This is a genomic window from Bradyrhizobium sp. GCM10028915 (assembly GCF_042666195.1).
Lineage (GTDB): Bacteria > Pseudomonadota > Alphaproteobacteria > Rhizobiales > Xanthobacteraceae > Bradyrhizobium > Bradyrhizobium canariense_D.
In genome coordinates, this window is the sequence record NZ_JBHTFN010000024.1 from 150,347 (window position 1) to 174,732 (window position 24,386).

Annotated in this window: 23 protein-coding genes; 12 read left to right on the forward strand and 11 right to left on the reverse strand. The window is 64.5% G+C overall.

Going from position 1 to position 24,386, the window contains the following annotated elements:
* Position 1: 1 nt before the first annotated feature.
* The 4 genes from ACFQX9_RS15500 to ACFQX9_RS15515 form a co-directional block, all read right to left on the reverse strand.
* Complete coding sequence (locus ACFQX9_RS15500; RefSeq protein ID WP_085351051.1) at positions 2–742, reverse strand: metallophosphoesterase; 741 nt, start codon at positions 740–742, stop codon at positions 2–4.
* A 116-nt stretch (positions 743–858) separates the two neighbouring features.
* A complete protein-coding gene (locus ACFQX9_RS15505) occupies positions 859–1,464 on the reverse strand; it encodes a hypothetical protein (RefSeq protein ID WP_377789268.1) in 606 nt (201 codons plus the stop codon).
* Positions 1,457–2,143, reverse strand: a complete 687-nt coding sequence (locus ACFQX9_RS15510) for a hypothetical protein (protein ID WP_085351050.1) — start codon at positions 2,141–2,143, stop codon at positions 1,457–1,459. The genes ACFQX9_RS15505 and ACFQX9_RS15510 overlap by 8 nt, the downstream gene beginning before the upstream one ends.
* A complete protein-coding gene (locus ACFQX9_RS15515) occupies positions 2,140–2,910 on the reverse strand; it encodes a MotA/TolQ/ExbB proton channel family protein (protein WP_085351049.1) in 771 nt (256 codons plus the stop codon). The genes ACFQX9_RS15510 and ACFQX9_RS15515 overlap by 4 nt, the downstream gene beginning before the upstream one ends.
* A 179-nt stretch (positions 2,911–3,089) precedes the next feature.
* On the opposite strand from ACFQX9_RS15515, the gene ACFQX9_RS15520 reads away from it, so the two are divergent.
* From ACFQX9_RS15520 to ACFQX9_RS15530, 3 genes are all read left to right on the forward strand, one after another.
* A complete protein-coding gene (locus ACFQX9_RS15520) occupies positions 3,090–4,460 on the forward strand; it encodes a sensor histidine kinase (RefSeq protein ID WP_377789271.1) in 1,371 nt (456 codons plus the stop codon).
* A 7-nt stretch (positions 4,461–4,467) separates the two neighbouring features.
* Entirely contained in the window at positions 4,468–5,118 is a 651-nt protein-coding gene (locus tag ACFQX9_RS15525; protein ID WP_085396093.1) for a response regulator transcription factor, read from the forward strand.
* Positions 5,119–5,264: 146 nt separating this feature from the next.
* Complete coding sequence (locus ACFQX9_RS15530) at positions 5,265–5,567, forward strand: hypothetical protein (protein WP_377789273.1); 303 nt, start codon at positions 5,265–5,267, stop codon at positions 5,565–5,567.
* Positions 5,568–5,624: 57 nt separating this feature from the next.
* On the opposite strand, the gene ACFQX9_RS15535 is transcribed toward ACFQX9_RS15530, so the two are convergent.
* A complete protein-coding gene (locus ACFQX9_RS15535; RefSeq protein ID WP_018455555.1) occupies positions 5,625–6,209 on the reverse strand; it encodes a TetR family transcriptional regulator in 585 nt (194 codons plus the stop codon).
* A gap of 589 nt (positions 6,210–6,798) precedes the next feature.
* Here ACFQX9_RS15535 and purB point away from each other — a divergent pair.
* Both purB and ACFQX9_RS15545 read left to right on the forward strand, forming a co-directional pair.
* Positions 6,799–8,106 (forward strand): adenylosuccinate lyase, encoded by a 1,308-nt coding sequence (gene purB, locus ACFQX9_RS15540; protein WP_377789275.1) that lies wholly within the window; start codon positions 6,799–6,801, stop codon positions 8,104–8,106.
* A gap of 106 nt (positions 8,107–8,212) precedes the next feature.
* The gene (locus tag ACFQX9_RS15545; protein WP_026232974.1) at positions 8,213–9,385 is read left to right on the forward strand and encodes a M20 aminoacylase family protein; all 1,173 of its coding nucleotides are present in this window, start codon (positions 8,213–8,215) and stop codon (positions 9,383–9,385) included.
* A 106-nt stretch (positions 9,386–9,491) separates the two neighbouring features.
* Here the strand turns inward: ACFQX9_RS15545 and ACFQX9_RS15550 are convergent, their stop codons facing one another.
* The 4 genes from ACFQX9_RS15550 to ACFQX9_RS15565 form a co-directional block, all read right to left on the reverse strand.
* Entirely contained in the window at positions 9,492–10,817 is a 1,326-nt protein-coding gene (locus ACFQX9_RS15550; RefSeq protein WP_085358876.1) for an LVIVD repeat-containing protein, read from the reverse strand.
* A 125-nt stretch (positions 10,818–10,942) separates the two neighbouring features.
* Complete coding sequence (locus ACFQX9_RS15555; protein ID WP_377789530.1) at positions 10,943–12,721, reverse strand: caspase domain-containing protein; 1,779 nt, start codon at positions 12,719–12,721, stop codon at positions 10,943–10,945.
* A 23-nt stretch (positions 12,722–12,744) separates the two neighbouring features.
* Positions 12,745–14,592: a caspase domain-containing protein gene (locus ACFQX9_RS15560; RefSeq protein ID WP_377789280.1), complete on the reverse strand. Its 1,848-nt coding sequence runs from the start codon at positions 14,590–14,592 to the stop codon at positions 12,745–12,747.
* Positions 14,593–14,759: 167 nt separating this feature from the next.
* Positions 14,760–16,667 carry an acyl-CoA synthetase gene (locus ACFQX9_RS15565; protein WP_377789282.1) on the reverse strand — a complete coding sequence of 636 codons (1,908 nt, stop codon included), beginning with the start codon at positions 16,665–16,667 and terminating at the stop codon, positions 14,760–14,762.
* A 252-nt stretch (positions 16,668–16,919) separates the two neighbouring features.
* On the opposite strand from ACFQX9_RS15565, the gene ACFQX9_RS15570 reads away from it, so the two are divergent.
* Both ACFQX9_RS15570 and ACFQX9_RS15575 read left to right on the forward strand, forming a co-directional pair.
* Positions 16,920–18,014, forward strand: coding sequence for a preprotein translocase subunit SecD (locus ACFQX9_RS15570; RefSeq protein ID WP_377789284.1), 1,095 nt, complete (start codon positions 16,920–16,922; stop codon positions 18,012–18,014).
* 277 nt (positions 18,015–18,291) lie between these two features.
* Complete coding sequence (locus ACFQX9_RS15575) at positions 18,292–19,098, forward strand: Crp/Fnr family transcriptional regulator (protein WP_027518831.1); 807 nt, start codon at positions 18,292–18,294, stop codon at positions 19,096–19,098.
* Between the two features lie 16 nt (positions 19,099–19,114).
* Here the strand turns inward: ACFQX9_RS15575 and ACFQX9_RS15580 are convergent, their stop codons facing one another.
* Together ACFQX9_RS15580 and ACFQX9_RS15585 are read right to left on the reverse strand one after the other, a co-directional pair.
* Positions 19,115–19,756 (reverse strand): glutathione S-transferase family protein, encoded by a 642-nt coding sequence (locus tag ACFQX9_RS15580; RefSeq protein WP_377789286.1) that lies wholly within the window; start codon positions 19,754–19,756, stop codon positions 19,115–19,117.
* Positions 19,757–19,863: 107 nt separating this feature from the next.
* Entirely contained in the window at positions 19,864–20,415 is a 552-nt protein-coding gene (locus tag ACFQX9_RS15585) for a cytochrome b (RefSeq protein WP_247368135.1), read from the reverse strand.
* Between the two features lie 172 nt (positions 20,416–20,587).
* Here ACFQX9_RS15585 and murI point away from each other — a divergent pair, with 172 nt between their 5' ends.
* The 5 genes from murI (at position 20,588) to rpsD (ending at position 24,353) form a co-directional block, all read left to right on the forward strand.
* The gene (gene murI / locus ACFQX9_RS15590) at positions 20,588–21,385 is read left to right on the forward strand and encodes a glutamate racemase (protein WP_377789289.1); all 798 of its coding nucleotides are present in this window, start codon (positions 20,588–20,590) and stop codon (positions 21,383–21,385) included.
* Between the two features lie 61 nt (positions 21,386–21,446).
* Entirely contained in the window at positions 21,447–22,220 is a 774-nt protein-coding gene (locus ACFQX9_RS15595; protein WP_085349355.1) for an HpcH/HpaI aldolase/citrate lyase family protein, read from the forward strand.
* 62 nt (positions 22,221–22,282) lie between these two features.
* Complete coding sequence (locus ACFQX9_RS15600; protein ID WP_018455542.1) at positions 22,283–22,666, forward strand: cupin domain-containing protein; 384 nt, start codon at positions 22,283–22,285, stop codon at positions 22,664–22,666.
* Between the two features lie 105 nt (positions 22,667–22,771).
* Positions 22,772–23,539: an acyltransferase gene (locus ACFQX9_RS15605; RefSeq protein ID WP_018455541.1), complete on the forward strand. Its 768-nt coding sequence runs from the start codon at positions 22,772–22,774 to the stop codon at positions 23,537–23,539.
* Positions 23,540–23,735: 196 nt separating this feature from the next.
* Entirely contained in the window at positions 23,736–24,353 is a 618-nt protein-coding gene (gene rpsD / locus ACFQX9_RS15610; protein ID WP_007602315.1) for a 30S ribosomal protein S4, read from the forward strand.
* Positions 24,354–24,386 lie beyond the last annotated feature (33 nt).

The window sequence follows — 24,386 nt, forward strand, 5'->3', positions numbered from 1 at the left end:
TCTAACGCCCCTGCGACAGTCGGTCGGCGAGCCAATGCGGCAGGCCGTTCTCGCGGATCCGGTTCGCGGCCGTCTCGACGTCGTAGGGCGCGCGGCAATAGGTGATCTGGCACGAGACCGTGTCGAACAGCGCGAAAGCCGCGGATGGATCGCCATCGCGCGGCTGGCCGACCGAGCCGAGCACCGCAAGCCATTGCCGGCCGCGCAGCAGCGGTACGGAGACGTCAGTCTTGGGCACGAGTCCCGACATCTTCGCCGTCACCGACATCGAATAGATCGCCGGGCGGTGGATGTGGCCGCAGAACGTGACATGAGCCGGCGTCGCGATCAGGCTCTTGGCTGCGTCGGCGGTCGATCGGACATAGTGCCAGCTTCGGGGGCTGGAGGCTTCCGAATGCACGAACAGGCGATCGCCGTCCTCCACCAGCATCGGCAATTCCGCCAGGAACCGCCGCTGCGCGGTGTCGAGCCGGCCGCGGGTCCATTCGATCGCGATTTGCGCCTCGGCATTCATGGTCTCGGCCGAGGAATTCACCGCCTGGTCATGATTGCCGCGCACGGCGACGGCGCCTTGGACAACCAGCTCCATCGCGGTATCCACCACCCATTCCGGATCGGCGCCATAGCCGACGAAGTCGCCAAGCAGGATGAAGCGCTCGGCGCCACGCGCCCGCGCGACTTTCAGGCACGCCTCGAACGCCTGCCGGTTGCCGTGGATATCCGAGAAGACAGCGAGAAGCACGCACCCTCCACCCTCGAACCTTATTGGGAGCCGATAAGGCTAAATTGAGGGAGGTCAAGAACATGCGCCAGCGGCGCGCGGTTTGCCAGCACTGCCCTGTCGCGATGGTGAAGAGCCTATTGCTCGTCCTTCGGCGGCATCCGGGGCGGCGGCAACGGCGTGAACACGGCGCCCTGCGCGCCGGCCGGTGGTACCAGGAATTCGCCGGTCGAGGAATCGCCTCCGCTCGTCTCCATGATGGTCTTGGGCGTCACATATTCCCGGACCATGTCGATGAGGCTGCCATCGCCGCCGCCGAAATCGGCGGCCCGGCCGCCTTGCGGATGTCCCAGCGCGATCTCGTTCTCCGCCGCATGGGTCTTGTCGGCCAGCCTGTCATTGTAGGGCACACGAAAGGCGCGCGGGATGCCACTCGGCCGATTGTCCTCGTCGAGCTGCTCGACCCAGAGATAGATCGAGCCGGGATCGCCCTCCAGCGAATGCGGCTCGACGATGCGGGCCTTCAGCAGCTTGAACGAGGCCGGCAGCCGATCGGCGCTGGCCCAGCCGAGCAGCCCGCGCATCTCGGTGAAGCTGACGACATAGAACGCACTGGTCACGACCACCGCGACCGCCTTGAACGACCAATGCAGCCGCGCATAGACCAGAACGACCAGCAGCAGCGCACCGATGACGGCGTAGGCTATCGATAGCGTGAGGATGACCGTTTGCAGGCTAGTCACGGCGCACCCTCACAGCGTTCTTGCTCACGCCGGTGCTCGGGTCGAGATCGGCGCCGTTGCGCCAGCCGCTGCGAAAGGTCTCCAGCAGCGATTTCGGCCGCTGGTCCACATTGACGACCTTGCCTTCGGCGTCGAGCCGGAACCGCACCGCGGTCTTCTCGTCGCCGGTGTGATCGACCGTGAACTTGTTATCGAAGATCACCTGCGCCGTCGGATTGAGTTTTTGCACCTTCACATTGGCCGTCACAGGCTCGCCGGTCGTAGCCACGAAATGTGAGACATTGACGGTGTATTCGCCGGGAACGATGCCCCGCACCGTGACGATCTCCTCGCGGATCGGCGAGGCAATCTTTTTGCCGTTGACCATGATGAAGTCGTTGGCTCCGCCGCGATCGTCGCGGTCGAGCGTGAGGAAGCCGGCCTCGCGGTGGCGATACCAGGCGATATTGCCCACGGGATCCTGCACGAACAGGTCGAGATCGTCGGGATGGCTGTCGGGCCAGTCCAGCGTGATCATGAACTCGGCCTTGGAGTCGATCTTGCCGTCCTTGGCGTCCGGCGAGACCGCGAGCAGCGCGAGGAAGAACAGGAAAGCGATCACCTGGAGCGCCTTGAACAGCATCACGCCCAAGGGATCGAACGGCTCCTCGCGCGGATAGAGACCGAAATCATCCATCATGTCGCGATTCCAGCGCCCTTACGTTCCAGCACCGGCGTCACATAGGTCTCGGTCAGCACCACCGCATCCGAGAACACCTTCTGGGTCGCGGCATCCAGCATGTAATACTGGATGCGGACCAGGATCGAACCGACGAGGCCCGCCAGCGTCGTGTACATCGCGACCGCCATGCCGTCGCTCATTAGTCCCATCGAGGATCGCATCGCGACCTTGTCGGCGGCATCCAGTCCCGCGATCGGCGCCAGCATGATGATGAAGCCGACGATGGTGCCGAGCAGGCCGAGCTTCATCAGCGTATCCGAGACGAAGGCCCCGAAGCCGTTGGAGCCGCGCAGCCGGTCGGCGAGCGTTCGCAGCAATAGCGTCTGGTCGACGGGGCGGTAGTCCTGCGCCGCGGCCTTGGTCACGAGGCTCTCAATGTGGTCCCGCACCAGCCCGCGCGGCAGCGCGGCAGCGCCGACGTCGAGCGCCCTGCCGCCCTCGGGGGCCGCAAGCACCGCGCGGCAGCGCCTTGCCGCCGCGCCCTCGCGGGCAATGGCCCGCGTGCGCAGGAAGCAGTGACCGCAGGTGAGGACATAGAGCAGCGCGATCACGCTGGAAATGTAGGTCCGATCTGAGGTCAGCATCAGGCGGATCAGGCCGAACCGCCACAGCAGCACGACGGCGAAGATCGAAAGCCCGGTGAAGATCATCCAGAACAGGAGCGCACTGCGCTCGGATGGGTCGGCAGCAGGCCCCGCGATCGGCCCAATCGTCATCGAACTCATGCTGCACCGCTCCTGGCCGTGAATTCCGCCCATTAGATCAAAGCCGCCGCGCCCGGTCCAAAGAGCCATGCCCAATCCGGCATGGGAAATTTGCCCGAGCTACCATCTTGCCGTGCCTCGCAATTGGCAAGGCGCGGCGGCGTTGTTAGGCTGACCTTAGCAAACTTTGGGGTGATCGCATGCGCCTTGTGCTTCAGCTTGTCGCCCGTCTGTTTCTCATCGTCGTGCTCTGCCTTGGCGCGGCGACCATCTGGGCCACGTTCGACGCCTATCGCAGCGTGGACCGGGCGACTGCGGCCTCGGCGCAGCGGGTCGCCCAGGCGCTTCAGGCCCTGTATTGGCACGAATTCCTGTTGCGTAGCAGCAGAACACGCGAGCAGCTTCTGCCGGTTCCGGAGTGGCGCACGCTGGAAACGATGAAGCTGATCTCACCCGGCGTCTGCGTCGAATTCCAACCGGCCATCGCATTCGAAAAGCCGCTCTGCGGCCAGAGCGAGGGGCTGGGCAAGACGCCGCCGCGCTGGTTCGCGTCGATCGTGCCGACCTTCCTCGGCAGCCATGCCGAAGTGATACGGCCCGTCAGTCCCCGCGCGGCGACCGCCGGAACGGTGGTCGCGACGCCGGATGAAACGGCCGCCATCTCGCTTGCATGGGAGTACATCCTCAACGTGATCGACGTCGCGCTTTTGATGGCGGCGGCGATCGCGCTGCTGGCCTCGCTCGCGATTGCGCATGCGCTGGCGCCGGCGCGCACGATCGTGACGGCCTTGCAGCGCATGGCCCGCGGCCATTATCGCACGAAACTGCCGCGCTTCCGCTCGATGGAGCTGGCGATGATCGGCAGCGCCGTCGGCGAGCTCGGCGGCCGGCTGGAGGAAGCGACCGAACAGCGCGCGGCGCTGACGCGGCGCCTGATCGAGATCCGCGACGACGAACGCCGCGCGCTCGCCCGCGAGCTGCACGACGAGTTCGGACAAAATCTCTCGGCCATCCTCGCCTTCGCCAACACCATCGAGACGGCGAGCACGAAGGCAGACAAGCGCAACGATATCGTGCAGGACGCGCGGATGATCTCGCAGGCCACGCATCATCTGATGGCCTCGCTACGCGACGCGCTGAAGCGCCTGCGCAATCCCCTGCCCGCCGAGCTCGGACTGGAGGCGAGCCTCGTGAATTTGGTGGATAGCTGGCGCTCGCAGAGCTCGGCGCGGCCGACGATCCAGCTCGATCTCAAGGGCGACTTCACCGACATCAGCGGCCCGGCCGCTATCACGGCCTATCGCGTCGCGCAGGAATGCCTGACCAACGCGTTGCGCCACGGCGCGGCACGCGAGATTTCGCTCAGCGTGGAACGGCGCGCGGGCGACGACGATGCATTGCTGATCCGTGTCGACGACGATGGCGGCGGCAACGCAGCACGCGTCAAGCAGTCGGCCGGCTTCGGCCTCACCGGCGTCCGCGAGCGCGTCGCAGCGGCCGGCGGCTCATTCTCGATCCTGCCCGCCCGAGGCGGACTCAGCGTCGCCGCCACCATCCCGCTCGCCGCATGAGGCCGGCATGAACGAGATTACGGCAACAGGCATTTCCGTGCTGCTGGTCGACGACCATCCGATCGTGCGGCAAGGCTATCGGCGCGTGCTGGAAAGCCAGGGTGATCTGCATGTCGTGGCGGAAGCCGACAACGCTGCGGATGCCTACAGCGCCTTCAAGGCGCGCGATCCTGATGTCGTCGTGCTTGATATCTCGATGCCCGGCGCGAGCGGACTGGAAGCCATCCGCAACATCCGCGCGCGCAGCCCGCGGGCGCGCATCCTCGTCTTTACCATGCACAACGAGGCCGTGCTGGTGAAGGCAGCCTTCAGTGCCGGCGCCAGCGGCTTCGTCACCAAGAGTAGCGAGCCGTCCGCGGTCGTGTCCGCGATCCGCAGCGTTGCCCGCGGCGAGCGAGCCATGAGCGACGACATCGCGCACATCTTGGCCGAGGACAGTCTGTCGGCGGGCTCGGCGCTGGATCAATTGGGAGAACGCGAGATCGAGATCCTGCGCCAGTTCGCCGGCGGCGCCACGACCGAACAGATCGCTGCGCATCTCAATCTCAGCGTCAAGACGGTGCAGAACTATCACTATCTGATCAAGACCAAGACCGGCGCGCGCACGGATGCGCAGCTGGTGCGGCTGGCAGCCAATTGTGGACTGACGAAGATCTAGGTGTTTGCCCCTCCTTGGAGGCAGGCAGGCGCACGGAGCCGTCCTCCGCATGCGGGCGTCTCCCAGTATATTTCGACCGCCTTGCGATGCGGATTGGAACGGAGGCCGTCGAACTCTGGTTAGTACCGGAGTGAAGGAGTTCCGCCATGAGTAAGGCTATCCGCGAAGCTACCTATCCCGCGCTCATCACTGTCGGCGAGCTCATCGATGAACTCTGTCGCTTGCCAGACACAGCAACCATTCGATTCCACTGCCCCATGCTCGAACATGAGCTTGCATTCTACAGGCTTCGAAAGCGGGCGAAGGACCTCGTCGAAATTGAAGTCAATGCCTATCCGGAAAGCCCGCCGGTCGTGCCATTGGCGGGTACCGCTCTTCGTGCGCGGAAAAAGTCCCACCATCCGCGTTCGCTCCGCGATGGTGCCCTCGCCCACAAGGTCGACGGATAAAAGCGCCGCCCATACGGGCCATCGAACGGCTTTGGAACAGCGCGTGGAGTATTCGGCCTACGCCTTCAGCCCGCGCAATACCAGCGCCAGCGTCGCATCGACACGCGCCGAGAGATCGGCATCCTTCCACTCGTCGGCATGGGCCGGATGGTGAAAGCGGACTGTGGCATCGAAGATCGCACGCGCGGTGGTCTTGACGTCATCGACGGCGAACACGCCCTGCGTCACGCCGTCGGACAGGATCGCCGCGATCTGGTCGATCATGGTGTCCTTGTGACATTTGACGGCCGCGCAGGCTTCGCGCGCCAGGGTCAGATAGGTGTCGAACATCTCGGGGTCGTCGAGCACACGCGAACGTTTGGCGGCGAACAGCGTGCGCAGCCAGCGGTCGAGCCTGTCAGGCGCCGGGCCCTGCTCCTTGGCGATCGCCAGCAGCGGCGCGTCGATGCGGTCAAGCCAGCGTTTGGCAACCGCTTCGCGCAGCGAAGCCTTGCTCGGGAAATGGCGATAGACGCTGCCATGGCTCACATCGAGCGCACGGGCAACGTCGACCACGGTGGCTTTGGCCAGTCCGTAACGCCGCAGTACGTCCTCGGTGACTTCGAGGATCCGCTCCGGCGTCAAGATAACGGCTTCGTTCATGCCAGCACCATGTTCCCGTTGAGGGCTCAGTTACCCGACGACAGAGCTGCTTCCGAAGCGCCCGTGCCGGTCGTTTCGGAAAGCTCTCGCCTTAATGAGGCAGTTTTGCAGCCTGCGCCGCGATCTGGCGCGCCACCAGTAAATTGAGCCAGTGCCCAATCGTCCCGGTCAAATTGATGATTTCGGTCGTCATTGTCGTAAGTCTCCAATCAATTGGCGGTCCCTGTTGTTCAATTGCGACCCTCAATCCCCCATCTGCTTGGGATGTCGGGCTCCCGGGATGCCGCCAGACGCCCAATCGGAGCGTCCGACAACAGATATACACGTCTCGCTGACAGATTTCAATATCTGTCAGTCAATGATCCGTGATTGACAGTTAATATCTGCGGTCCCCTACGGCGCGGGCGGCGCGGGCCGCCCAGCGCCCCCGCTGCGGCCGGCGCGATGCCCCCACCCAGCCCAATCATCCCCCGCTACGTTGCGGGTGCCGTTTGTTTCGCTCTCCCCGCTCTGCTAAGTCACGGCGTAAAAAGCATTTTGGCAGGTCGCCCCCTTCTGGGTCGCCCGCCCACCTTCCTGGAGCAGTCCAATGATCCCCCGCTATACCCGCCCGGAAATGGCCTCGATCTGGGAGCCGCAGACCCGGTTCAAGATCTGGTTCGAGATCGAGGCGCATGCGGCGGACGCCCTTGCCGAGCTCGGCACGATTCCCAAGGAGGCCGCCAAAACGCTCTGGGCCAAGGCCAAGGACGCCACTTTCGACGTCGCCCGCATCGACGAGATCGAGCGCGAGACCAAGCACGACGTCATCGCCTTCCTCACCCACCTCGCCGAGATCGTCGGCCCCGAAGCGCGCTTCGTCCATCAGGGCATGACCTCCTCCGACGTGCTCGACACCTGCCTCAACGTCCAGCTCACTCGCGCCGCCGACCTGCTGCTCGCCGACCTCGACAAGGTGCTGGCGGCGCTGAAGAAGCGCGCCCTCGAGCACAAGATGACGCCGACCATCGGCCGCAGCCACGGCATCCACGCCGAACCCGTGACCTTCGGCCTCAAGCTCGCCTATGCCTATGCGGAATTCTCGCGCGCCAGGGAACGCCTGATCGCGGCGCGGAAGGAAGTCGCGACTTGCGCCATCTCCGGTGCGGTCGGCACGTTCGCCCAGATCGATCCGCGCGTCGAACAGCATGTTGCGAAAGCCATGGGCCTCGTCCCGGAGCCGATCTCGACGCAGGTCATCCCCCGCGACCGCCACGCGATGTATTTCTCGACGCTCGGCGTGATCGCTTCCTCGGTCGAGCGTTTCGCGGTGGAGATCCGCCACATGCAGCGCACCGAAGTGCTGGAAGCCGAGGAGTTCTTCTCCGAAGGGCAGAAGGGTTCGTCCGCGATGCCGCACAAGCGCAATCCGGTGCTCTCGGAAAACCTCACCGGGCTGTCGCGCATGGTGCGCGCCTATGTGACGCCGGCGCTGGAGAACGTCGTGCTCTGGCACGAGCGCGACATCTCGCACTCCTCTGCCGAGCGCATGATGGGCCCCGACGCGACCGTGACGCTCGACTTCGCGCTGGTGCGCCTCGCCGGCCTGATCGACAAGCTGCTGGTGTACCCCGCCAACATGCAGAAGAACCTCGACCGCCTCGGCGGCCTCGTGCATTCGCAGCGTGTTCTGCTGGCGCTGACGCAGAAGGGCGCAAGCCGCGAGGACGCCTACAAGCTCGTGCAGCGCAACGCCATGCCGGTCTGGCGCGGCGAAGGTGACTTCCTCCAGCTTCTGAAGAAGGACGCTGAAGTGAAGAAGTATCTCACCGACGCCGAAATCGACGAGCAGTTCGACCTCGCCTATCACTTCAAGCACGTCGACACGATCTTCAAGCGTGTGTTCGGCGAGAGCTGAGCGTCATTCGTAGCCCGGGTGAGCGCAGCGATACCCGGGACTTCTCTCACAAAGATCCCGGATGTCTCTTCGCTCATCCGGCAACAACAACAGAGACGGAGCCTCCATGCCCATCGTCAATCGCGTTGCCGCCCTCTCCGACGAAATGGCCGCTTGGCGCCATGACTTCCACGAGAATCCGGAGCTGCAATACGACGTCCACCGCACCGCCGGCATCGTCGCCGACCGCTTGCGCGAGTTCGGCTGCGACGAGGTGGTGACGGGCATCGGCCGCACCGGCGTCATCGGCGTGATCCGCGGCCGCAAGTCCGCCTCGGGCAAGACCATTGGCCTGCGCGCCGACATGGACGCGCTGCCGATCATGGAGACGTCGGGCGTGCCTTATGCATCGAAGGTCCCGGGCAAGATGCACGCCTGCGGCCATGACGGCCATACCGCGATGCTGCTGGGCGCGGCAAAATACCTGACCGAGACGCGCAACTTCGACGGCACGGCCGTGGTGATCTTCCAGCCCGCCGAGGAAGGCGGCGGCGGCGGCAAGGCGATGGTCGAGGATGGGCTGATGACGCGCTGGAACATCCAGGAGGTCTACGGCATGCACAACATGCCGGGCCTGCCCGAAGGACATTTCGCGACCACGCCCGGCGCGATGCTCGCCTCCTCCGACAACATCCAGATCACGGTCCACGGCAAGGGCGGCCACGCCGGCGCGGGTCCGCACAAGTCGATCGACAGCGTGCTGATCGGTTCGCAGATCGTCAATGCGCTGCAGTCGATCGTCGCGCGCAACGTCGATCCGCTGAAGTCCGCCGTCATCTCGATCACGCAATTCCACTCCGGTACGGCCTTCAACATCATCCCGGAGATCGCCGAGCTCGGCGGCACCGTGCGCACGCTCGACCCTGAAGTGCGCGATCTCGTCGAGCGCCGCATCGGCGAAGTCGCCGAGAGCGTCGCTCGCGCCTATGGCGGCTCGGCGGAGACCAAATACACGCGCATGTATCCGGTGACGATGAACCATGCGCGCGAGGCCGGCCTTGCCGCCGACGTCGCCCGCGACATCGTCGGCGCCGAGCGCGTCAACGACAAGTTCATTCCGATGATGGGCGCCGAAGATTTTTCCTTCATGCTGGAAGCACGCCCCGGCGCGATGATCCTGGTCGGCATGGGCGACGGCAACGAGTGCCACCACCCGGCCTACGTCTTCAACGACAACATCCTCGGCCACGGCGCGTCGTATTGGGCGCGCCTGGTAGAGACGCGGATGCCGGCGGGTTAGTGCAGGTCTCGCCGGGTGGGCAAAGCGCAAGGGTGCCCACCACAAACTTCTCCGCTGCAAATGGTGGGCACGGCGCTTCGCGCCTTTGCCCACCCTACAACACCGCTCATCCCTGATATTGCAGCACGTGCATGCCGGCGTTCCAGTCGGAGACGAACATCAGCCCGTCAGGCCGGACATAGGCGTCGCAGGTTTTGGCCGCGAGCGCGACGTTCGGGCGCGGATCGATGAGCTTTTTCGGTGTCGGCGGCACCCAATACGCGATCTCCTTCGGTGCGAAGGCGTCCCTGACGTCGAACACCCTGACGCCGGCATTGTTGTAGGTTGCGAAGATCGTCTCCTCGCTCTGGAACGAGCCCGGACGGTTCTCGTGCAGATTATGCGGACCGAAGGTGCCGTTCGTGCAGAAATCGCGGTCGCGCGGGGTCGGCAGGGTCGCGATCGGCACCGGATTTGCCGGCGCGCGCACGTCGAGAACGAATGTATGGAACAGCCCCTTGGCGCAATTGTCCGCGTTCGCTTCGTCGGCGACGATTGCGAGCTGTCGCTTGGGCAGCGGCAGCGGCGTATGCGTCCCGCCGGCGAAGGGCGGCGACCAGTTGATGTGGGACAGCAGCTTTGGATTCACGGGATCGCTGATGTCGTGAATAGTGAAGCCGCCATCGCGCCAGGCAGCATAGCCGCGATCACCCGCCGTGATCATGTGATGGAGCGCAAAGCGCTTGCCCTTCGGCGTTGCCGGCTCGCCGGCCGCACGGTTCATGCCCGGCAGCCACCATTTCGCGACGATCTCCGGCTTGGTGATGGTCTTGAGATCGACCACGCAAAGGATGTGGTCGGTGAACCCGTCGAGATGCGCCGATACATAGGCATAGCGGCCGCCCGGCCACCACAGCCGATTGATGCCGAAGCCGGGCATTTCGAGGAATGCGATTTCGCGCATCTCGTTCGGTTTCGATATGTCGTGGATCGACAGCCCACAGCGGAATTTCTTGGCCTTGGTGATGCTGTCGACCAGCGTGTTCTCGAAATAGCCGCGCATATTGTCGTAGGACTGCATCGCGACGATGTTGGCGCCGTTTGCAAGCAGCAGCAGGTCTTCCGCCACCTGTAAATGGTGGGTGCGAGTGTATTGTCCCGCGGTGAAGAAATTGACCGGCTTCAGCGCACGCGGATCGGATGCGTCCAGGACCGTCACGCCGTCGCTGAACATATGTCCGACATAGACATGCTGCCGGTTGAACATCACCTGCACGCTGTCGGGCCGTCCGCCGATGTCGCTGTAGGAGATGTGCTTGATGCCCTTGCCGATGCCCTCGGGGGGAATGTCTGCCTCCGAAGCCCTAGCGCATCTCGACCACCCAGGCAGCGCGGCGGATCCGAGCACGGCCGACAATTGCTGAAGGTGACTGCGGCGCGAGAGCTCAAGCATCGGTTTTCCCCATTTTTTTTGGGAATGATGCTCGCTTGCGGCGGGGCACGCAAGCCTCGTGTCGCCTACCCTCACCTCAACCGCAGACGTGTCTGGTCCGGCCGGACATCACCGCTGCCTGGCCCTCAGTTGCAGACCTCGCCGGTGATCTTGGCGCTGGCGTTCGCATTGGGCACCGGCCCGAGGTGACAGCCCTTTGCGACCGGTCTGCATCCGGCGTTGTTGCAGATCATCTGCCCAGAGGACTGCGACTTCGGAGCCGCGGACTCCGCCTCCTTGCGGTCCTGGTCGCGCCTCTTCGAATCCTCGCGCGTGACCACCGGCTTCTTCTCCGGCACCTTCTCGCATTCATTGTCATCACCGACGTGATAGCCGGCGCGGCAGGTGATCTTCGCGCATTGATCGCCGTCGGCCTTGAAGCCGAAATTGCATACGAGCGGACAGACGCGTCCTGGCTTCGCCTTCAGCGCATCGAGCGCGTCGACGCTTGCAAGCTTCGCGTCGAGTTGGGTGCCGGCATATTTGTTGAACAGCGTCAGCGAGCGTTGCGATGCGGCGTTCCAATCGCCGTCAGCGGCGGCCGAAAGACAGCCGACGCGGCGCAGCTCGCTCTGAACGGATTTCGCGAGATCGCCGGGCGGCGGGGAGCTTGGCGGCGGCGACAGCGCGGCGACCTTCCTGCTTTCGGCATCAGCCGCCTGCTTGTCCGCCGCCTGCTTCGTTGCGGCCTCCGTCGCCGCTTTCTCGAGCGCCCGCTTCTCCGCGAGCGACTTGGCCGCGGCAGCTTCCGCCGCCTTGCGATCTCGTTCGGCCGCCTCCGCCTTGGCCTGCTCGATCTGCTTGGCTTTCTCGGCCGCGATCCTCGCCTCTTCCGCGGCTTTGGCAGCTGCGGCGGCTTTCTCCTGCTCGGCCTTCTGGGCTCGTTCGGTCGCGAGCCTCGCCTTCTCCTGTTCGGCCAGACGCGCCTTCTCGGTCGCCACCGTGCGATCCTCCTCGGCGGCAATCTTCTTCAACTGCACACGAGCGAGGTTGGCGTAAAAGCCGTCCGGATAGGTCTGGAGGAATGCTTCCCAGGCTTCGCGCAGGCCGGCCTGAAGCGCCAGCTCGTAGTCCTTGCGCACACTGTCCTGCGGGTTTGCCTGCGGACCTGCTGCGACTGGCCTCAGCGGCACCAGCGGCACGTCGCTGCCGCCCAGGGAGCCATAGACATACGGCTCCTGCTTGTTGCCGGTCTTCTTCAAGACGTCGTCACGGACAAACCCGAATGCCTTGCGCAAGTCGAGCCCGGGCTTCGGGAGATGATCGGTCAGCGCCACCGCGAACGGGCTGTTGCGGGAGTCGCCGTCCGACGCCGTCGATCCCGCCTTGGCCGCAAAGGCGATCATCGTGTTCGGACTGGTCGGCTCGACCTTGGCAAGTCCGCCACCAATCGCGCGCGAGGCCAGGGTGCGCTTCATCGTCTTGGCGAATGGGTTGTCGCGGCACGCATCGAGGATGACGAGACGGAGTTGTTTGGCCGGTTCGACCGCGTACAGCGCGCGATCCAGCGCGACCGTCTCGTCGAGGACGTCACCGTCAGTTTCCAGCATCGCATCGGTCGGAACGAGATAGTTGCTGCCGTCCAGCTCGATGCCATGGCCCGCATAGTAGATGACTGCCATGTCGGCATCGCGCGTCCTGGCCGCGAACTCGCGCAGCGATCGTCGCATTTCGCTGGCATTGAGGTCCAGCCTGATCTCGACCGTATCGAAGCCTGCGTTCCTGAACATGCCGCCGACCAGCCCGGCGTCGTTCACCGGGTTGGCGAGCCGCGGCGCGTTCTTATAGGCGGAATTGCCGATGACGAGCGCAACGCGCTTGTCGGCACAGGCCGGCCCGCAAGCGAGCCAGGTCGCAAAGACCATTACAGCGACGAGCCGATACACACTCAATTGCAAACCTCGGTGGTGACGCTCGATCCTATATTGAGCTTCGTCGTTCCGAGACGGCAGCCCTTTGCGACCGGCCGGCATCCCGCGTTGTTGCAGATCATCTGTCCAGACGCTTGGGACTTCGGCGCTGCGGACTCGGCGTCTTTCCGGTCCTGGTCGCGCCTTCTGGGCTCGTCGCGGGCGGTAGGCGGCGGCTTTCTCTCCGGCACCTTCTCGCACTCGTTGTCGTCGCCGACATGATAGCCGGCGCGGCAGGTGATCTTCGCGCATTGATCGCCGTCGGCCTTGAAACCGAAATTGCACACGAGCGGGCAGACCCGCCCCGGCTTCGCCTTCAGCGCATCGAGCGCGTCGACACTCGCAAGCTTCGCGTCGAACTGGGTGCCGGCATATTTGTTGAACAGCGTCAGCGAGCGCTGCGTTGCGGCGTTCCAGTCGCCGTCAGCGGCGGCCGAAAGACAGCCGACGCGGCGCAGTTCGCTCTGAAGGGATTTCGCCAGATCGGCTGCCGAAAGCGTGGATGCCGGCGCGGACGAAAGCGCGGCAACCTTCTCGGTCCCGGCCTGCGGCAGCTGTCGGTCGGCCGCGGGCTTCGCACCCGCCTCCGCCGAGGCCCTCTCTGCGGCCTGCTTGGCAGCAAGTTCGGCCTTGGCCTTCTCCGCCGCCTGCTTCTCGGCCTGTGCTTTCGCCGCGGCAGCCTCAGCCAGCTTGCGCTGGTGCTCCGCTGCCTCCGTCCTCGCCTGCTCGATCTGCTTCTGTTTCTCCGCCGCGATCCGGGCCTCTTCGGCGGCTTTGGCCGCCGCGGCCGCCTTGTCCTGCTCGGCCTTCTGGGCGCGTTCGGCAATGAGCCTTGCCTTCTGCTGCTCGGCCGCGTTCGCTTTTTGCTCGGCCGACGCGCGCGTCTCTTCAGCAGCGATCTTGTTCATCTGGCCCTTGGCCAGATTGGCATAGAAGCCTTCGGGATATTGCGCCAGGAAGGCTTCCCAACCGTCGCGCGTGGCAAGCTGCAGCGCGAGCTCGTAATCCCTGCGAATAGAATCCTGCGGATTTGCCTGCGGACCGGTTGCAGCCGGCTTGGCAGAAACCAACGGCACGTCATCGCCGCCCAGCGAGCCATACACGAAGGGCTCCTGCTTGTTCCCGGTGCTCCTCAGCACATCGTCGCGGACAAAGCCGAACGCCTTGCGCAAATCTAGGCCCGGTTTGGGCAAGTGCTCGACCAAAGCGACGGCGAACGGGCTGTTCCTCGAATCGCCGTCGGACGCGGTCGAACCGGCCTTCGCCGCGAACGCAATCATGGTGTTGGGGCTGGTCGGCTCGACCTTGGCGAGCCCGCGTCCGATCGCGCGCGAGGCCAGCGTCCGCTTCATGCTCTTGGAAAACGGATTGTCGCGGCAGGCGTCGAGGATGATCAGACGAAGCTGCTTGGCCGGCTCGACCGCGAACAGCGCGCGCTCGACCGGGATGGTCTCGTCGAGCACGTCGCCATCCGTCTCCAGCGTCGCGTCGATCGGAATGAGATAGTTGGTACCTTCCAGCTCGATGCCATGGCCGGCGTAATAGATCACCGCCATGTCGGCATCGCGGGTCCTGCCGGCGAACTCACGCAACATGCGCCGCATCTCGCTGGCACTGAGATCCAACCTGACATCGACGGAATCAAAGCCCGCCTTCTTGAACATGCCGCCGACCAGAGTGGCATCGTTGACGGGATTGCCGAGCTTGGGCGCGCTCTTGTAGGCGGAATTGCCGATGACAAGCGCCACCCGCCGGTCCGCATGGGCCGGTCCGCAGGCGAGGCCAATGGCCAAAATCAACAAAGCAATTATCCGAAACGGAATCACTTGCGTCCCCCCGGATGCAATTCCACGAGACTATTCGGACCATCGCTCAATTACCAACTCTTCCTATGTGATATTTGTCACATAAGAGGCTCTACCGGCGTTATGGATAATGCGGCGAAGCGTCGCCCCGCTTTCGAGCCGACGGTCGAAGCCGTCTGTTGGGTCCGCTACATTTGCACCACCTCATGGCGCATCACGAACGGTGCAAGCAGTGCGTGCACCTCGCTCGCAACTGCCTCGCGCTGATCCGCCGGCAGGCCCGCCAGCGTCACAGTTGCGATCGAACCGTGGCTGCCGTGAGCACCGACCCTGACCTTGCAGTCGATGCCGCGCTCAGTGAGCGGTGTCAGCACCTTCGTGAACACGCGCTGGGCTGCGTCCCAGCGCAGCTGCGGCTTGAACACCTTGCCGACGCCCGTCACTGGCATCGGATCGATCGGGATGACCTGCACCGGGACAGCTGCGCGCTCCGGCGTACGCTCGCGCACCCATGTCTCCAGCTCGCCCGGTTCGACGGTCGCGCCCGGCTTCAGCTGCACATAGCCCACCGGCAGCTCGCCGGCATAGGCGTCGGGTTGGCCGACCACGGCGGCAAAGCCGACGGCGGGATGCCGGAACATGATCTCCTCGATCGGCGCCGGATCGATGTTGTGGCCCCCGCGGATCACGAGATCCTTGGCGCGGCCGGTGATCCAGAGATAGCCGTCCGCATCGAGCCGGCCAAGATCGCCGGAATTGACCCAGACCTCGTCGACGAAGGCACCCTTGTTGTGCTCGTCGTTGAGATAGCCGCCGAACACGCCTGGGCCAGCCATGATGACGACGCCAATCTCGTCCGGCGCGCAGTCGCGGATCAGCTTGCCCTCGGCATCGAGCTGGACGATGCGGACCCGCGCGTAAGGCATGGGAAGGCCGACCGAACCGAGCCGGATCGGCCGCGACCGATAGGCCAGCGTGTGCACGCTCGAGGTCTCGGTCATGCCGTAGACCTCGACGACCGGCAGCTTGAGCTTGTCCTGGATCGCAGACCCCACCGCGACCGGGATCGCGGAGCCGCCACCGGCTGCATATTTCAGGCTGGAGATGTCTGCATTGCCAGGCGGTACCGCGAGCGTCGCGGCGAGTACCGTGGGGACGCTCGACAGCGCCTCCGGCTTGAAGCGCTCGACCAGTTGCCAGATGTTCTTCACCGCACTCGGGTTGCGCCATCCGCTCGGCGACAGCACGACCAGCGAACCGCCAGCCGACAGCGTCGTCAGCACCTGCGTCAAGGAGCCCCCGACGTGAAACAGTGGCATGCCGAACAGCATGTTGGCGCCCGGCTTCGACTTCAGCAGCAGATTGAGCGCCCAGGCCTGATAGACTTGGTTGGCATGCGTGTGCCGCACCAGCTTTGGCGTGCCGGTGGTGCCGCCGGTGTGGAAATAGGCGGCGATGTCGCTGCCGAGAATCTTGCGTCCGCTGATAAGGCGGTCTGAAGGCTGCGGCTTGATGAGGTCGTTGAAGGCAAAGATTCCTCTCGCCGGATCGCCAGCACCGAACACCTGCACGATCGCCTTGAGCTGCTTGAGTTGCGGCCTGATCTGCTCGACTTTCTGCCAGATGTCGGTGCCCGGCATCGGCCCGAGCGCCACCAGGATCTTCGTATTCGCGGCCTCGAGGATCTCAGCGATCTGGTGCGGCTCCAGCAGCGGATTGACTGGATTGGCGATGCCGGCGGCCTCCGCGCCGAACAGCGTTACAAAGGCGTCCGGCACCAGCGGCAGCATGAAGCTGACGACGTCGCCCTTCTCCACGCCGAGTGCGTGAAACATGTTGGCGGCTTGCGTGACGCGCGCGATGAAGTCGCGGTACGTGACCACGACCGGCGTGTCGGCGGGATCGGCATTTTGCAGGAACTGGAGCGCCGGCCCGTCGGGATTGCGGTCAGCCCCGAGCCTGATGGCGTCATAGGTGCTCTCGGCCGCGACGCGATCGGCATAAGGGACCTGCTCGAAGGCTCGAACCTCTGCGTCCGTCGCCAGGTCCGGATAGTCGCTGCCGATGAGCCGATCGAGCGCATGGATGCCCGCCATGGAATTCCGTCCTCCCTCAGATGCATGTCCCCGCGCCCTGTCTTTTGACTTTTTGGGCCGCGTGGCCTCGACCGATGGGCCGGCCGAGCACGAGCAGAATGATGCATGATTTGGCGTTCGTCCATGACCTAACGGCCTCGGGCTGTGGTGAGAGGCTTTTGAACCTGCGCGCCCGATCCGGGGACCAAGAACTGGCATAGGACTCACATGCCGGCGTCCTCGCCAGCGCCCTGGCGCAAGACTGAGGTGATCATGACTACGCCCCCGCGGGATTGCGCTACCCGGCTGTTCATCGCGCTCGCCGTGACAGCGGGGATCATGACATCGGTGATCGCCCTGCCCCGCGCGGCACTCGCCGAGGACGGCCAGCTCGACAAGATGCGCGCCAAGATCTCGGCCTTCATCGGCGACAAGATGGAGAAGCTCGGCGGGTCACGCATCGTCTACAAGGTGGACACCGATGGCCTGCGCGAGAGCGTCGTCACGGATTTGCGCGACGACGTCTACAAGAACCTGCGCGAGGGCAAGATCGCCTTCTCCGGTCTTGCGATCCGCGACGGCGGCGTCGAGTTGAAGATTGCCGACGTCAAGGGCCGCGAGCAACTCGCGCGCAAGCTCGCGTCCGCCGCGGAAGGATTGCCGTCGCATGCACTCGCCGTGACCGACGGCGGCGACGGACTGGTCAGGCTCGCGCCGACCAATGCGGCATCCGCCGCGCGGTTGCACGAACTCGTCGAAGATGCCATCGCCATGATCGAGCAGCGCCTGAAGGAGGCCGGCGTCCAGCTGGCCAGCGTCCAGCCCGATGGCACCGACCGCATCCGCATCTTCCTGCCCGGTGTGATGGAGCCCGAGCGCGTCACCGCGGTCTTCGCCCTCAGGGTCAAGGTCGGCTTCCGCCTGATCGACCTCTCGGTGCCGCCGGAGCAGGCGCAATCCGGCACGCCACCGGCAGGCACGGAAGTCCTGCCCGGCTTCAAGGACAAGAGCCTTTATCTGGTCGCCAAGGACAGCGTGCTCGACGGCGACGACATCAGCTATGCGGGCCCGGGGTTTGCGAGCGCCACGAAAGAGCCGATCGCCTCGTTCCGCTTCAACGGCCGCGGCACGCGGCGCTTTGCCCACATCACCGAAGAGAATATCGCAAAGCCCTTCGCCATCGTGCTCGACGGCAAGGTGATCTCCGCCCCCATCATCCGCGAGCCCATCACCGGCGGCTCGGGCCAGATCTCCGGCAATTTCACCCTGGAGGAAGCAAACAGCGTCGCCATGCTGCTGCGCGCTGGTTCACTGCCGGGGCACCTCGGCTTGGTCGAGCAGGAGGTCGTGCCGCCCGCCAAGCCCTAAGGCGGGGGGATCGCCCCACGCCCACGCCTGCCCCCCTCGCCCGGTCGGCCGCCGAGGTCGATCACGCCGAGGCTCGTACCCACTGGCCCCCGAATCGCGGGCGCGCCACGGCCATATGCACCGCCAAACAGGCAATTGCCGAAACGCCCGATCAGGCTAAAATTTGCCTCTTGCGGCACGGCGGCCCAAAACTTCATTCAAGCGGTCGTCGTTCGATTTCGGCTATAGGTATCGAGAATACCGACCGGGACTGAAGGCCTTACGCGGGGATAGTACCATGCCGTCCGGCAGCGCAGACATTTCGTCGATCCTCGACCGCATTCTCGAGGCGGCGACGGATAACCTCAGGATCGCGAAGATCCTGGTCCAGATGGGCCTCGATCCGAACAACGTCACCTATGACTCGATCTTCAATCGGATGCTGGAGATCTTCGTCCAAAACATCACGTTGGCCAATATGTTCGCCGCGGTCGGCGCCGGCTTCTTCGTCGCCACCCTCCTGATGCGAACGATGGTGCCGCTGCGCGTCGCCAACATGGTCGGCTGCGCGTTCTTCGCCGTCTTCGGCGCGCTCTCCGCCAACGTGTCGACCTTCCTGCTCTATCTCCTGCTGCTACCGATCAACGCCTTGCGCCTGCGGCAGATGCTCAAGCTCGTCAAGAAGGCGCGCCATGCAGCCGAAGGCGACATGTCGATCGAATGGCTCAAGCCGTTCATGACCGAACGCAAATATCGTCGCGGCGATACGCTGTTCAAGCTGCGCGATCCGGCCAACGAGATGTTCCTCACCGTCACCGGCAAGTTCCTGGTCAAGGAGATCAACATCGAGATCCTGCCCGGAACGCTCATGGGCGAACTCGGCTTCCTCACGCCGGACAACCGGCGCACCGGAACGGTCGAGTGCATCGAGGACGGCCAGGTGCTGACGATCACCTACGACCGGCTGCTCGAGATCTACTTCCAGGACCCGCAGTTCGGCTATTACTTCCTGGTGCTGACCAGCCAGCGGCTGCTGCAAAACATCGAGCGCCTGCAGAAGCAGCTGGCAACAGAGAGGGCCGCCACCACGAACAGGATCGCGTGAGCGATCGCCTCGCCGCTCAGTCCAAGAGCAGCGCCATGCCCGGGTCGCCCTTCTCCATCGCACGCCGATAGCCCGCTCGCGCACTGATGCGGCCGAGATATTTGACCACGTTCGGAGAGCGCTGGAGGTCATAGGGCTGGAAGTAGCGCATCGTGGTCAGCGAGAAAACTGTCATGATGTCGGCGGTCGTGAAGACGCTGCCCGCAAGATATTCGGCCTCGCGAAGCCTTGCGTCGAGAAGATCGTAGGCCCGATCGAGACGCCCCTTCATCGCGAGCAGGGTCGGATTGTCCTTGGCGAGATCGAGCCGGTTCAGGATCATCATCCGTCCCATACCGGGTTGCGGGCTGCCATTGGCGAAATGAACCCAATATAGAAACTGCGCGAAGGCGGGATCAGTGGGACCGAGCACGAGTCGGCCGTTGCCATATTTTGCAACGATGTAATCGACGACGGCGCCGGATTCCGCGAGCACCAGCTCGCCATCCGTGATCACCGGCGCCGTGCCGGCCGGATGCAGCGCCTTGTACTCGGCCGGAGCCAGCATGGTGACGGGATCGCGCGCATAGCGCTTCAACTCGTAGGGAATCCCCAGCTCCTCGCACAGCCAGACGATACGCTCGGACTGCGACTTGCCGAGATGATGGACGGTGAGCATGAGGCCTCCTGCGATCGCAATTGGATAGTTCGTGACCCCACACCTTACTCCGTCATTGCGAGCGCCGCGAAGCAATCGCGGGCGCGATGCTTCCTCCCATGTCCGCCCTACCCCGCCTCGTCCGTCACCATCCGCGCCACGATGCGGTCGCGGCGGATGAAATGGTGCCACAGGGCGGCGATCACGTGAATCGCGATCAAGGCGAGCAGCACATAGGCAAAGAGGATGTGGCGGTCTTCATAGACGCCAGCCGCCGCGCGGTCGGGAGCCGTGAATTGCGGCACGTGAAACAGGCCGAAGAAGTCCGAATAATCAGGGGCGTGCGCACCGGAATGCGCCCAGCCGAGCAGGGTGACGACGATGACGGCGAGGTAGAGCGCGCCGTGGCTGACATGGGCGGCGACCTTCTGCCAGCGCGAGGTCCCGGCCGGCATGGCGGGCGCCGGGTCGACGAGACGCCAGACCAGGCGAAGCACCGTGAGCAGCAGGATCACATAGCCGATATCGGCGTGGATCGAGCGGTAGAAGAAGCGGTCGGGACGCGCCGGGATATGGTTCATCCACCACCCGAAGCCGATCATGCCGATGATAGTCAGCGCCAGACTCCAGTGCAGCCATCGGGAAATGCTGCCCCAGCCGTGACTGGTATTTCTGATCATGTCGGTGCTCCGGAGTTTTGCGGGCCTGTCCCTATCCGCACCGCCGTACGGCAGCTGATACCGGGAACATGTGGCCGTCGCGAAATTGAATCGTTCCAAAATAGCCGTAAGTGCCCTTGCCGCAAAACCGCCCAAAAACCGAATGGTAACCATGGCGGGCTAGAGTGTTCACGTGACCCATTCTCCGACGATTCTGCTGTTCGATTCCGGCCTTGGCGGGCTCACGGTCTTGCGTGAGGTCGTGGCCGCGCGCTCCGACGCGCATTACGTCTACGTCGCCGACGACGCCTTCTTCCCGTATGGCCACCACAGCGAGGACGAGATCATCGCCCGCGTGGTGCCGCTGATGGGGGAATTGATCGGCATGCACGATCCTGACCTCGTCGTGATCGCCTGCAACACGGCGTCCACGCTGGTCCTATCGCATCTGCGCGCCGCTTATTCCCTGCCCTTCGTCGGCACGGTGCCGGCGATCAAGCCGGCCTGCGCGCAATCGAGGAGCCGGCGCGTGTCGGTGCTCGGCACCAGGGGCACCGTGAAGCGCGAATACACCAAGGCGCTGATCCGCGATTTCGCACAGGGTTGCGAGGTGACACTGGTCGGCTCGCCCGAGCTGGCCGCGCTGGCTGAGGCAGAGCTCAGCGGCTCTCCCGTCAGCGACGACGCCATCCTCGCCGAGCTCGCCCCGTGTTTCGTGGGCGATGCCGGGGACGCAGGCGCACGCACCGACACCGTGGTGCTCGCCTGCACGCATTACCCGCTGCTGCTCGACCGGCTGAAAAAGCTCGCCCCCTGGCCGGTCGACTGGATTGATCCGGCGCCCGCGATCGCCCGCCGCGTCTCGGATCTGCTCGGCCCGCACACCGGTGGCATCGCGCAATCCAGCGCCGAAATGATCTTCACCTCGAACCGCGTGCATGGCCTTTCGGCCATGCTGACGCCGTTCTTCGGCGGCCGCATTCCAGCCTGATCTTGCGCCTCGACGCCCCGCTGCTAGGGTCGGCCGTCGTCGTTTCCTACAGGTTCTTCCCATGTCCGTCCCGACCACGCCGCTCAACCGTCTTCGCCAGCTCTGGCGCGAGGGTCGTCCTGCCTTCGGCGCGATCGCGACGATCCCGAGCGTGCAGACCGTGCAGATCATGGCGCGCTCTCTCGACTGGATCATCGTCGATCTCGAGCACGGGCCGATTGGACTGACCGAAGCACATGCGATGATCGCGGCCACCACCGGCACCCCATGCACGCCGCTGGTGCGCATCGCGGCGAACGAGCCATGGCTTGCGAAGGCACCGATGGACATCGGCGCCTTCGGCATCAATTTCCCGATGATCACCAATAGCGCGGAGGCCGAGAAAGCGGTGCGCAGCGTGCGCTATCCTCCACGCGGCGATCGGCTCTGGGGTCCGTTCCATGCGCCATTCCGCTGGGGCCAGTCGATGCCGGACTACATGGCCAGCGCCGACGACGAGATGATCTGCATGATCACGATCGAGCACGTCGACGCCGTCAACCGCATCGACGAGATCATGGCCACGCCCGGCATCGATGTAGCTGTGATCGGCCCCGGCGATCTCGCCACCTCCATCAACAAGCGCGGCCAGATGGACGATCCGGAATTGCTGGAGCTGGTGGCGCGGGCCGAGGCCGGCATCCTCAGAAGCGGTGTGCCGATCGGCGGCGTGGCGCGGACCGCAGATCAGGCCAACGCCCTGGTCGACCGCGGCTACCGCGCGATCGCGCTCGGCTTCGACTGGTCGCTATTCCAGCGCGGCATCATGGCAGCGTTCGAGGGGATCAAGCGCTAGCCATTGAGTCTTGCCGGGAACCGCGGCGCTGCTAGGCTCAGCCGTTCCAGGGAGGAAAAACCATGCTCAAAAAGACTTTGCTCGCTCTCGCCTTCACCGGCCTCGCTGTTGCGGCCTTCGCCCAGCAGCCCGGCATCAAGCGCACCCCGCTCCAGAAGGTCGAATTTCCGGATGGCTACAACACCATCACGGCCATCGCGGAGGTCCCGGCGGGCGGCGCGGCCGGACGCCATACCCATCCGGGCATCGAGACCGGCTACGTGCTCGAAGGTGAACTCAATCTCCTCATCGACGGGCAGCCGGAAAAGAGGCTGAAAGCCGGCGATTCCTACCAGATCCCGGCGGGCGTCGTGCATGACGCCAAAGCCCACGGCGACAAGGCTATGAAAGTGCTTGGAGTTTACGTCGTCGACAAGACCAAGCCGCTGGCTTCGCCGGCGCCCTGATGCGGCGAACCGACCGGCCCCACGCGGGTTGGTTCGTGCTAGAGCAGGCGGCGAGCGGGAACCCCGCTCGCTGCACAAACTTTAATCAGGGGAAACCAAAGAGCGATGCGCGGGACGCCCAAGACCATTTCGCTGCCGCGTCGCCTGATTATCGACCTCATGCACGCCTCGATGGGCGTGCCCTTCGTGTCGCTGTCCCGTTCGCTCGATATCGGCCCCCTGCTGGAGGCCCGCGCGGGCGCGATGGCGCCAGCCGGCTGGGCGGCCATGTTCGTCAAGGCTTTTGCCCTCGTGGCCAGGGACGAGCCGGTCCTGCGTACCGTCTATGCCAAATGGCCCTGGCCGTCGCTTTACGAGCTGCCGAAGAGCGTAGCGTCGGTGGCCATTGCCCGGGTCGAGGGCGGCGAGGAATGCGTGATCCCGCAGCGAATCGCGGCTCCCGAGGCCATGACGCTGACTGCGGTCGACGCCGAGATCCGGCACGCAAAGACCGCCCCGATCGACGAAATTCCCATGTTTCGCAAGATCATGCGGGCGACCCGCCTGCCGCTGCCGTTGCGGCGGCTGTCTTGGGCGATCGGGCTGAATTTCGGCCGGCAGCGCGGCAACTGGTTCGGCAGCTTCGCGGTGAGCTCGGTGGCCGCCTATGGCGGTGGCGAGCTTCACCCGATCACGCCCGGCCCCTTCATCGTCAGCTATGGGGTGGTCGGGCCTGACCAGACCATCCATGTCGTGATCCGCTGGGATCATCGGGTCACCGACGCCGCCCCGATCGCCCGCGTCCTGACCCGGCTGGAACAGGTCCTGAACACTGAAATCGCTGCCGAATTGCGTGCGGCCGGGTCGAAGTCGATCCGGGCAGTCGGAACGTGATTCCGGGCCATTCGCATTGACAGCGAGCCCCAAATCCCCCTAAAAGCCGCTTGCTCGCGGGCCGATTTCGGCCCGCGAAGCGTTTCGCGACCCGTGGTCCTGTCCCTTAAGCTTTGGGATCGGACCTGTCAGTGCCGGGCTAGCCCGTCACACAGGAGGGCGCGTTTCCTCAAACCAAGTACCTGAAGAGGACGCGATGACTAAGCGCAGTGAGGCGAAGTACAAGCTCGATCGCCGTATGGGCCAGAACATCTGGGGCCGCCCGAAGAGCCCCGTGAACCGCCGCGAATACGGCCCCGGCCAGCACGGCCAACGCCGCAAGGGCAAGCTCTCCGACTTCGGCGTGCAGCTCCGCGCCAAGCAGAAGCTGAAGGGCTATTACGCCAACATCTCCGAGCGTCAGTTCCACAGCATCTATGTCGAGGCCAGCCGCCTCAAGGGTGACACCGGCGAGAACCTGATCGGCTTGCTCGAGCGCCGTCTCGACGCGGTTGTGTACCGCGCCAAGTTCGTCTCGACGATCTTCGCCGCGCGCCAGTTCATCAACCACGGTCACGTCAAGGTGAACGGCCGCAAGGTCAACATCTCGAGCTATCTGGTCAAGCTCGGCGACGTGATCGAGGTCAAGGAATCATCCAAGCAGCTTGCCCACGTCCTCGAAGCCAGCCAGCTCTCCGAGCGTGACACCCCCGACTATCTCGAAGTCGACCATGGCAAGATGACCGCGAAATACATTCGCATCCCGCACCTCTCCGACGTGCCGTTCCCGGTGCAGATGGAGCCGCATCTGGTCGTCGAATTCTATTCGCGCTAAGATCTGAATATCGAAAGGCCCCGGTTCGCCGGG

What these genes read in the sequence shown, in the direction of transcription:
- ACFQX9_RS15510 (WP_085351050.1), bottom strand. Translation starts at nt 2,143, where the DNA reads ATGATGGATGATTTCGGTCTCTATCCGCGCGAGGAGCCGTTCGATCCC.
- ACFQX9_RS15515 (WP_085351049.1), bottom strand. Translation starts at nt 2,910, where the DNA reads ATGAGTTCGATGACGATTGGGCCGATCGCGGGGCCTGCTGCCGACCCA.
- ACFQX9_RS15520 (WP_377789271.1), top strand. Translation starts at nt 3,090, where the DNA reads ATGCGCCTTGTGCTTCAGCTTGTCGCCCGTCTGTTTCTCATCGTCGTG.
- ACFQX9_RS15525 (WP_085396093.1), top strand. Translation starts at nt 4,468, where the DNA reads ATGAACGAGATTACGGCAACAGGCATTTCCGTGCTGCTGGTCGACGAC.
- ACFQX9_RS15530 (WP_377789273.1), top strand. Translation starts at nt 5,265, where the DNA reads ATGAGTAAGGCTATCCGCGAAGCTACCTATCCCGCGCTCATCACTGTC.
- ACFQX9_RS15535 (WP_018455555.1), bottom strand. Translation starts at nt 6,209, where the DNA reads ATGAACGAAGCCGTTATCTTGACGCCGGAGCGGATCCTCGAAGTCACC.
- purB (WP_377789275.1), top strand. Translation starts at nt 6,799, where the DNA reads ATGATCCCCCGCTATACCCGCCCGGAAATGGCCTCGATCTGGGAGCCG.
- ACFQX9_RS15545 (WP_026232974.1), top strand. Translation starts at nt 8,213, where the DNA reads ATGCCCATCGTCAATCGCGTTGCCGCCCTCTCCGACGAAATGGCCGCT.
- ACFQX9_RS15550 (WP_085358876.1), bottom strand. Translation starts at nt 10,817, where the DNA reads ATGCTTGAGCTCTCGCGCCGCAGTCACCTTCAGCAATTGTCGGCCGTG.
- ACFQX9_RS15555 (WP_377789530.1), bottom strand. Translation starts at nt 12,721, where the DNA reads ATGGTCTTTGCGACCTGGCTCGCTTGCGGGCCGGCCTGTGCCGACAAG.
- ACFQX9_RS15565 (WP_377789282.1), bottom strand. Translation starts at nt 16,667, where the DNA reads ATGGCGGGCATCCATGCGCTCGATCGGCTCATCGGCAGCGACTATCCG.
- ACFQX9_RS15570 (WP_377789284.1), top strand. Translation starts at nt 16,920, where the DNA reads ATGACTACGCCCCCGCGGGATTGCGCTACCCGGCTGTTCATCGCGCTC.
- ACFQX9_RS15575 (WP_027518831.1), top strand. Translation starts at nt 18,292, where the DNA reads ATGCCGTCCGGCAGCGCAGACATTTCGTCGATCCTCGACCGCATTCTC.
- ACFQX9_RS15580 (WP_377789286.1), bottom strand. Translation starts at nt 19,756, where the DNA reads ATGCTCACCGTCCATCATCTCGGCAAGTCGCAGTCCGAGCGTATCGTC.
- ACFQX9_RS15585 (WP_247368135.1), bottom strand. Translation starts at nt 20,415, where the DNA reads ATGATCAGAAATACCAGTCACGGCTGGGGCAGCATTTCCCGATGGCTG.
- ACFQX9_RS15595 (WP_085349355.1), top strand. Translation starts at nt 21,447, where the DNA reads ATGTCCGTCCCGACCACGCCGCTCAACCGTCTTCGCCAGCTCTGGCGC.
- ACFQX9_RS15600 (WP_018455542.1), top strand. Translation starts at nt 22,283, where the DNA reads ATGCTCAAAAAGACTTTGCTCGCTCTCGCCTTCACCGGCCTCGCTGTT.
- ACFQX9_RS15605 (WP_018455541.1), top strand. Translation starts at nt 22,772, where the DNA reads ATGCGCGGGACGCCCAAGACCATTTCGCTGCCGCGTCGCCTGATTATC.
- rpsD (WP_007602315.1), top strand. Translation starts at nt 23,736, where the DNA reads ATGACTAAGCGCAGTGAGGCGAAGTACAAGCTCGATCGCCGTATGGGC.